This is a genomic window from Variovorax sp. P4_B10 (assembly GCF_056402375.1).
This window is the reverse complement of record NZ_JBFUHN010000079.1, coordinates 21,805-29,377: the sequence shown is the minus strand read 5'-3', so window position 1 is coordinate 29,377 and position 7,573 is coordinate 21,805. Positions and strand designations below refer to the sequence as shown.

Below are 7,573 nucleotides of genomic sequence, written 5' to 3'. Positions count from 1 at the left end.
GTTCATGGCCGATCACATCGAAGGCATGCGCGTGCACCTGGCGCACCGCGACGTCACGCTGCTGGTCGTCTCGCGTGCGCCGCTGGCCGAGATCGAGCGCTTTCGCCAGCGCATGGGCTGGCAGTTCAAGTGGGTGTCGGCGTACGACAGCGACTTCAACTACGACTTCGGCGTCAGCTTCAAGCCGCAGGAATGGGCCGAGGGCAAGGGCGAGGTCTACTACAACTACAGCGTGCGGCCCTTCCCGGCGCAAGAGGCGCCCGGCATCAGCGTGTTCTACAAGGACGATGCGGGCGAGGTCTTCCACACCTACTCGACCTACGAGCGCGGTGTCGAAGTGATGATGGGCACGTACAGCCTGCTCGATCTCACCCCCAAGGGCCGCGACGAGCACAACCCGGTCTACGCCATGGACTGGGTGCGGCATCACGACCGCTACGAGCCGGCGCCAGCCGCTGCAGCCGGTTCGTGCTGCGCATCGCACGACTGAGCCCGCCCCCTCCCGCCCGGACGGATGCGCCATGACGAACCTGTGGCCGTGGATCGCCGTCGCCGGCGTCGGTGCTTTTCACGGGCTGAGCCCGGCGACCGGCTGGATGTTCGCCGCCGCATGGGGCGTGCGTGCGCACGACGCGGCGCAGGCGCGGCGCGCCCTGCTGCCCATCGCCGTCGGGCACGCGGCGTCGGTCGCGATCGTGGCCTGTGCCTTTGCACAAGGCCTGTCGCTGGACCCTGCGCTGGTGCAGGGCCTGGCCGGCGCGCTGCTCGTCGGCGCGGCGTTGTGCCGTCTGCTGCGCGGTGCCGCGCCGCGCACCCTCATGCACACGCCCATGCGCGCGCCGTCCGGCCACGCCGGCATCGCGCTCTGGTCCTTCCTGATGGCCACCGCGCACGGGGCCGGGCTGATGCTGGTGCCGGCGCTCATGCCGCTGTGCCTTGCAGGCGATCCGGCGCGCGAGATCACCGCGTCGGGCTCGATGGTCCTGGCACTGGCGGCCGTCGGCGTCCACACGGCCGCGATGCTGGTCACGACCGGCCTCATCGCCGGCGGCGTGTGCCGCGGCCTCGCCAGGTACCCTCGCCTGACGAGCGGCACGATGCCGCGCCGGGCCTGGACCGCGGCGCTGGCCATCACCGGCGTGCTGCTGATCGCACTCCGATAGTTGTTCAGGGTGCTCCGTGGCGGCTCAGCTACCGTCTTCGATTTCCTTGCCGTAGGGCGACACGCACAGCGGTCCGTTGCAGCTCAGCGACCTGAAGAAGACCGGTGTATCGGGGAGGCCGAAGTAGCGCAGCCCGGTCGCGGTCTGGCCGTTCGCCTGCACCGCGTTGGCCTCCTGGAGACCGAAGACGGTGTCCGGGTTCTCGAGGAATTCGTACTCGAAGCGGCTCGATTGCGTCGTGTCCTTGAGATAGAGGATGAATTCCTTCCCGTCTTCCATGAAGCGCGACTTCAGCAGGCGGTAGCCCGCCGCGCCCTGGTCGCGGATCTGGGCCTTGACGTCTTTCACCTCCCCGCCGACCACGCTCAGCGGACTGATGACCGCCTTCAGCTCGTAGCGAGCCGGGCTGCTCTGGTCCTTGATGAAGAACTGCTGCGTCAGGCCCCGGATGACCGGCGCGGCCCAGGGCCTGAAGCCGTTGGCGCCCTGGGCATTCGCCAGGTTCACGAGATCGGCGGAGGCCGGAGGAAAGTCGGCCGCCGTGAAGTCGTAGGTGGCCGACGACCCGGCGTCCTTGCGATAGAGCACGCCGAATTCGCCGTTGTTGTTCGCATTGAGATCGATCATGCCGAGGAGCTTGACGAACACCATGCCTTTTGCGCCCTGTTCCTTCATCTGCTGCAGCAGGCGCGGCAATCCGTCGCTCGACTGGATGTCGATCTCGAAGCGCTTGTATTCGTAGCTGTAGGTCGTCTCGGTGTCCTTGACCATCATGAACTGGTCCTGGAGCGTGACGATGGTGCCGCCGGCCACGCCGTCGAGGTAGCGGTAGCCCGCGGCACCTTCGCGGTTCAGCAGCGCGATGTAGTCGTCGTAGCGCTTCTCGGGCGGATCGACGTTGGGGTCGCGGTCCTGCTTGAACGTCAGGAACTTGTAGTGGGCGCTGACCGGTGTGGGGGGCGGTGCCGGGTTGGGTTCGGGGGGCGGTTCCGGGCTGGGGCTCGGGCCGGCGCCGGGCCCAGGCGGCAGTGGCACCCCGCCGATCGGGAGGCTCCCGGAGTTGCCGCCACCACCACCGCAGGCGACCAGCGCGGCCGTGGCCATGGCCACCAAAAACAATCTTGTTCTCATGATCCTCAAACTCCTCTGTACGTGATTCGCCGCAGCGGAACAGCCCGGCGGCGAAGCGTGCGAAGGTAGAAGCGCGGCGCGGGTGTCGCCAGTGCCGAAAGTCACTGCGCTCGCCGGGACCGGCTGCCGTGCAGGGGGGAGTAAGAGGAAAGGGCTAGAGCTGCGGCGTTCTGGATTGCCTCGGTCGCGCGGTCGCGGAGCCGTGCGGCGCACCGACTTGCCGCTCTGCTCCGTTCATTCCTGCCCCTGGCAGGCGCTTTGTCATGGGCGGTAGAGGGAGGGAGCGGGGCAATTGTCTCCCCGGAGAAGGTGCGCACCGCTCATGTGCGCATGCGGTGCAATTTCTACAGTGACTGCTTGCTGTGCTGTTCATGAATTGAACGTGAAGCTGCCTACCCGCAAGGACGGGCCCGGCGGATTTTCTGCACACCGCGTTGCCCTGTTTGATTGAACGCTGACTGAGGAGACATGGCATGAATGGCCTTCGCCACATTCCAATACCTGCACCGATGAGGGGTGTCACAAAGCCTCACCTGATGCTGTCGATGATTTCTCGCGGGCTGGCCAGGCTCACTGGCAGGCGGCGGGCCAACGAAAGACGCGCACGCGAGCGGCTGCAGCAGCTGGAACGGCTGGAATGGGAGCTGGACCAGCGTGTCCGCGAAGTGGGTGAGTGGTAACGCGGCGATTGCCGTGGCAGCGGGGCCATGGAACAAGGCCGCTGGGCCCATCGTGACGATCTAGCCCTTGATGCCGCAGCCGTTCAGCACGAATGAAACGAGTTCGCGCGCGACGGGCTCGCGGTCGATCGGCGCATCGCGCTCCAGGCCGAGCATCACGCGCGTCTGTATCGCGTAGTCGGCATAGCTCTGGGTCATGGCCCAGATGTGCATCAGCAAGATGCGCGCATCGAGCGGGCGCATCTGCCCGCGCGCGATCCAGCCGTTGATCACGTCCACCTTCTTCTGCGTCCAGGCCCGCGCATTGGGCCAGTAGCGGTCGAGGTTGCGGCCGCCATCGAGGATCTCGCGCGTGAAGATGCGCGAGATCTCGGGGTTGTCGAAGGCATGGTCGAGCTTCTTGCGGATGTAGTCCTCGAGCACCGAGCCCGGGTCCCTGGCGTCTTCGAAGGAGAACACCACCTTCCAGTCGTGCAGCACCTGCATCAGCAGCTCTTCGTAGAGCTCTTCCTTGCCGGCGATGTAGTAGTGCAGCTGGGGCTTGGTGAGGCCGGCGCGCGCCGCGATCGCCTGGGTCGAGGCGCCTTTGAGGCCATGCAGGCTGAATTCGGTCACCGCCGCGGTGCGGATGGCGGCCATGATGCGTTCGCGCCCCGGGCGGGCGCGCGACAGCGGGCCGTCGGGGGCGGGCATTTCCTGGGCGGTGGCGGGGGGCAGGGCGGCGGTATCGGCGTTCATGGCATGGGTTGGCGGGTGCGCCCGACCGATGGTAATCCTACGGCGCATGGCCGCATGCCGTGCCGGCATGGCGGCGCAGTGCATGCGGGCACGGTTCATGTATCTTCCTCGCCGCCTCGAGAAATTCGTCTCAAACCAAGGAGTCTTTCATGTACCTCTCTCCCCGCTTCAGGGCCTTCGCCGCCGGCGCCGCCCTGTTTGCCGCCAGCGCCTTCGCACAGGCCCAGCAGGCCCCCCAAGGGCTCCCCAACGTGGTCATCCTCGCCACCGGCGGCACCATCGCCGGTGCCGGCGCCTCGGCCGTCAACAGCGCCACCTACGCGGCCGCCAAGGTCGGCGTCGAGAAGCTGATCGCCGGGCTGCCCGAGCTCTCCAAGGTCGCCAACGTGCGTGGCGAGCAGGTGTTCCAGGTCGCGTCCGAAAGCCTGACCAACGACAACCTGCTGACGCTGGCCAAGCGCGTCTCGGCGCTGTCGAAGCAGCCGGACGTCGACGGCATCGTCATCACCCACGGCACCGACACGCTGGAAGAAACCGCCTACTTCCTGACGCTCACCGTGCACACCAGCAAGCCGATCGTCGTGGTCGGCTCGATGCGCCCGGGCACGGCGCTCTCGGCCGACGGCGCGCTCAACCTGTACGACGCGGTCAACGTGGCGGGCAGCAAGGACGCAGCGGGCAAGGGCGTGCTGGTGACGATGAACGACAACATCGACAGCGGCCGCGACGTGAGCAAGAGCGTCAACATCAAGACCAGCGCCTTCTCGAGCCAGTGGGGCCCGCTCGGCATGGTGGTCGAGGGCAAGAACTACTGGTTCCGCGCACCGGTCAAGCGCCACACCATGAACTCCGAGTTCGACATCGACAGCATCACCGCGCTGCCGCCGGTCGAGATCGCCATGGGCTACGAAGGTGTGTCGTCCATCGCCATCGACGCCATTGCCAAGAGCGGCGCCAAGGCGCTGATCCACGGCGGCACGGGCAACGGCTCGGTGGCCGACCGCATCGTTCCGAACCTGCAGAAGGCGCGCGCCGACGGCGTGATCGTCATTCGCAGCTCGCGCGTGCCCGACGGCTTCGTGATCCGCAACGCCGAGCAGCCCGACGACAAGTACGACTGGGTGGTGGCGCACGACCTGCGCCCGCAGAAGGCCCGCATCCTGGCGATGGTGGCCCTCACCAAGACCAGCAGCACCAAGGAACTGCAGCGAATCTTCTGGGAGTATTGATCCCGGTCAGCGCGCGGTGCGGCGCTTGCGGTGCCGCGCGTATTCCAGGCTGCCCACGCACACCAGCAGCCAGGCGAAGCCGGTCAACAGGCCGGCCACCACATCGCTCGCGAAGTGCACCTGCAGGAAGATGCGGCTGCAGGCGATGGCCAGGATGGCCGCCGCAGCCGCCATCGCCGCCGGCACATGCCAGCGCGCCGGCAGCGTGCGCAGCGCCAGGTACAGCAGCATTCCATAGCTCACGATCGCCCCCGCGCTGTGGCCGCTCGGGAAGCTGAAGCTCGTTTCCAGGGCCAGCCCGTGGTTGTGCAGCGGACGGGCCCGCGCAAAGATCTGCTTGAGCGCGGGGTTCAGCACCACGATGCCTCCAAGCGCCAGCACCCAGCCCCATGCGAGGCCGTGGTGCGCGTGGCGCCACAGCACCAGCGCGACCAGCAGGCACACCGGCGCGAGAAAGGCGGCGTCGCCCAGATGGGTGAGCCAACTGAACGCGACCAGGGCGGCCCACGGCACGTGCGTGCCGATGGCGTCGGCCAGCGCCTGGTCGGCCAGACCCATCGCGCGTCCGTCCGAGAGGTTCGAGGCGATCCAGGCGAACACGCTCGCCGCCGCCAAAACCAGCAGGAAACCCGCCGCCAGCCCGGCCGCCAGGCGCGGCTCGCTGGGTTCGTCGGTATCCGGGGCCTTGAAATGGCGCCGCTGCAGCACCCGGCAGGCTGCGCCGGCGCCCAGCACCGACACGGTCCAGATCGAAAGAAACCAGCCCAGCGCATGCGCGCCGAGTTGCTGGGCAAGGAGAACGAGAGGGGGAGCTTCCATCGGCATGCGGCGCACCCTAAGGGCCCGCTGCACCGTTGGCAAGCGGAAGCACGAATACTTTGGCGCACCCGAAGGACTTGTCGCCGGCCGCGTAGTCCCAGCGCTCCACCCGGCAGGCGCGCACGCCCTCCGCCATGTCGGGGCGCACCACGTTCACCGAGTTGGGGCGCCCGGCCCGTACGCGCGTCGACACGGCCGTGCCGGCCTGCACCGCCCATGCGGTGCGCCTGCAGCCGGAGAAGGCGTCGTGCAGCGAGCGCACGAAGGGCAGGTGGATATGGCCGCCCAGCACCAGGTCGACGCCCGCCTCGGACCATCGTGCGACGGCCGCCTCGCGCCCATGCAGCCGGTGCGACATGTCTTCCTGCCGCGTGACCATCACCGGCTGGTGCGTCACCACCACGCGCAGCTGCGAAGGCGAGGCCGCCGCCAGCCGCGCCGCCACCCGGTCGATCTGTGCCGGCGACACCTCGCCCTCCACGTGCCGGTACCAGCGCGTCGTGTTGACCGTGACGACGAGCCATTCGGCGGACTCGAACACCGGCTCCAGGTCGGCGCCGAAGGCGCTCGCGTAGCGGCCATGGGGCGCGAAGAACCGCGCCGCGAGATGGAACAGCGGGATGTCGTGGTTCCCCGGAATGGCCAGCATGGCGGGCGCCGCCAGCCTGTCGACAAAGGCGCGGGCTGCCGCGAATTGCGCATGCGTGGCGCGCTGCGTGATGTCGCCCGACAGCAGCACGAGCTGCGGCGACAGCGCGTGCGCGAACCGTTCGAGCGCCTGCAGCACCTCGGGCTGCTCGGTGCCGAAATGCGGGTCGGAAATCTGCAGCAGGCAGCTCATTGCTTCGCGGCCTCCAGCGCCGGCGCGACATCGGGCCGCACCAGCCACAGCGGCTCGGGCGACACGCGAAACAGCAGCGGCATCTCGGCCCAGCCGATCTCGCCGTCGGTCGCCACCTTCACGCGGCGCGGCGAGCGCAGGCGGCCGGCCTTCACCGTCATCGATTCGAAGGGAAAGCTCAGCACCTGGTCGGCGTTTCCGAGCCGCCCCAGCGCGCCGCGCACCAGCAACCCGGGCATCGCCAGCACCCCGGCCGGCTTGAGCGCGACCGCCGCCAGCTGCCCCTGTTCCGGCGCATCGGCATGCGCGCCCCCCACCTGCAGCAGCTGCAGCGGGTTGTTGCCGACGAACAGCGTCGGCGTGCGGATGTCCTTCTCCCGGCCGCGCCAGGCCATGCGCAGGTTCCAGTGCCGATGGCCGCGCATCACCGTCAACAGGCCTGCGAAGAGTGCGGTCCAGCGGCCGCGGCCATCGTGCGCCTTGCAGGGTTCGCGTTCTTCCAGCAGATCGGCGTACAGGCCCATGCTGGCATTCACCAGGAACACCCGGTCGTTGACCAGCCCCACCTGCGCGGCCCGTGGCTGTTCGCTCAGCAGCACCTGCAGCGCCTGCGCCGTGTCGCGCGGGATTCCGTGGGCGCGGCTGAAGTCGTTGAAGCCGCCCTGCGGCAGCATGCCGAAGGCGCAGCCGCTGCCGAGCGTGGCCCGCGCCACCGCATGGATGGTGCCGTCGCCGCCCGCGGCCACCACCACGCCGCCCACGGCGCGGGCGCGCTCGACGGCCTCGCGCGCCAGGGCCTGCACCCGGCCGGGACCGTCGACCAGGAAGATGCGGTGCCTGCGGCCGGCCGTCGTGCAGCCTTCCTCGATGACCCGGCGGGCCTCGGCGGCGTCCTCGCTGCCGGAGCCGGCGTCGAGCACGATGAAAAACGGAGAGTTCGGACCGATGTGGGGCGGTGACATGTCTGTGGAG

The 7,573-nt window shown here is 68.7% G+C and carries 8 protein-coding genes; 3 read left to right on the top strand and 5 right to left on the bottom strand.

Features of this window, described 5'->3' with window-relative positions; translation table 11 throughout:
• Together AC1DXX_RS27405 and AC1DXX_RS27400 are read left to right on the top strand one after the other, a co-directional pair.
• Window positions 1-490 (top strand): DUF899 family protein (locus AC1DXX_RS27405; RefSeq protein WP_478137363.1); only part of this gene is annotated, 490 nt, incomplete at its 5' end.
• A 31-nt stretch (window positions 491-521) separates the two neighbouring features.
• Window positions 522-1,163 carry a hypothetical protein gene (locus AC1DXX_RS27400; RefSeq protein WP_478137362.1) on the top strand — a complete coding sequence of 214 codons (642 nt, stop codon included), beginning with the start codon at window positions 522-524 and terminating at the stop codon, window positions 1,161-1,163.
• A gap of 24 nt (window positions 1,164-1,187) precedes the next feature.
• Here AC1DXX_RS27400 and AC1DXX_RS27395 read toward each other — a convergent pair whose 3' ends face one another.
• Window positions 1,188-2,294, bottom strand: a complete 1,107-nt coding sequence (locus tag AC1DXX_RS27395) for a hypothetical protein (RefSeq protein ID WP_478137361.1) — start codon at window positions 2,292-2,294, stop codon at window positions 1,188-1,190.
• Between the two features lie 740 nt (window positions 2,295-3,034).
• Window positions 3,035-3,712: a TetR family transcriptional regulator C-terminal domain-containing protein gene (locus AC1DXX_RS27390; protein ID WP_478137360.1), complete on the bottom strand. Its 678-nt coding sequence runs from the start codon at window positions 3,710-3,712 to the stop codon at window positions 3,035-3,037.
• A 149-nt stretch (window positions 3,713-3,861) separates the two neighbouring features.
• On the opposite strand from AC1DXX_RS27390, the gene AC1DXX_RS27385 reads away from it, so the two are divergent.
• Window positions 3,862-4,941: an asparaginase gene (locus AC1DXX_RS27385; protein ID WP_478137359.1), complete on the top strand. Its 1,080-nt coding sequence runs from the start codon at window positions 3,862-3,864 to the stop codon at window positions 4,939-4,941.
• A gap of 6 nt (window positions 4,942-4,947) precedes the next feature.
• On the opposite strand, the gene AC1DXX_RS27380 is transcribed toward AC1DXX_RS27385, so the two are convergent.
• The 3 genes from AC1DXX_RS27380 to AC1DXX_RS27370 are packed head-to-tail and all read right to left on the bottom strand — an operon-like array spanning window position 4,948 to window position 7,563.
• A complete protein-coding gene (locus tag AC1DXX_RS27380) occupies window positions 4,948-5,766 on the bottom strand; it encodes a phosphatase PAP2 family protein (RefSeq protein WP_478137358.1) in 819 nt (272 codons plus the stop codon).
• A gap of 10 nt (window positions 5,767-5,776) precedes the next feature.
• A complete protein-coding gene (locus AC1DXX_RS27375; protein WP_478137357.1) occupies window positions 5,777-6,601 on the bottom strand; it encodes a metallophosphoesterase family protein in 825 nt (274 codons plus the stop codon).
• A complete protein-coding gene (locus tag AC1DXX_RS27370; protein WP_478137356.1) occupies window positions 6,598-7,563 on the bottom strand; it encodes a diacylglycerol/lipid kinase family protein in 966 nt (321 codons plus the stop codon). The genes AC1DXX_RS27375 and AC1DXX_RS27370 overlap by 4 nt, the downstream gene beginning before the upstream one ends.
• Window positions 7,564-7,573: the final 10 nt, after the last annotated feature.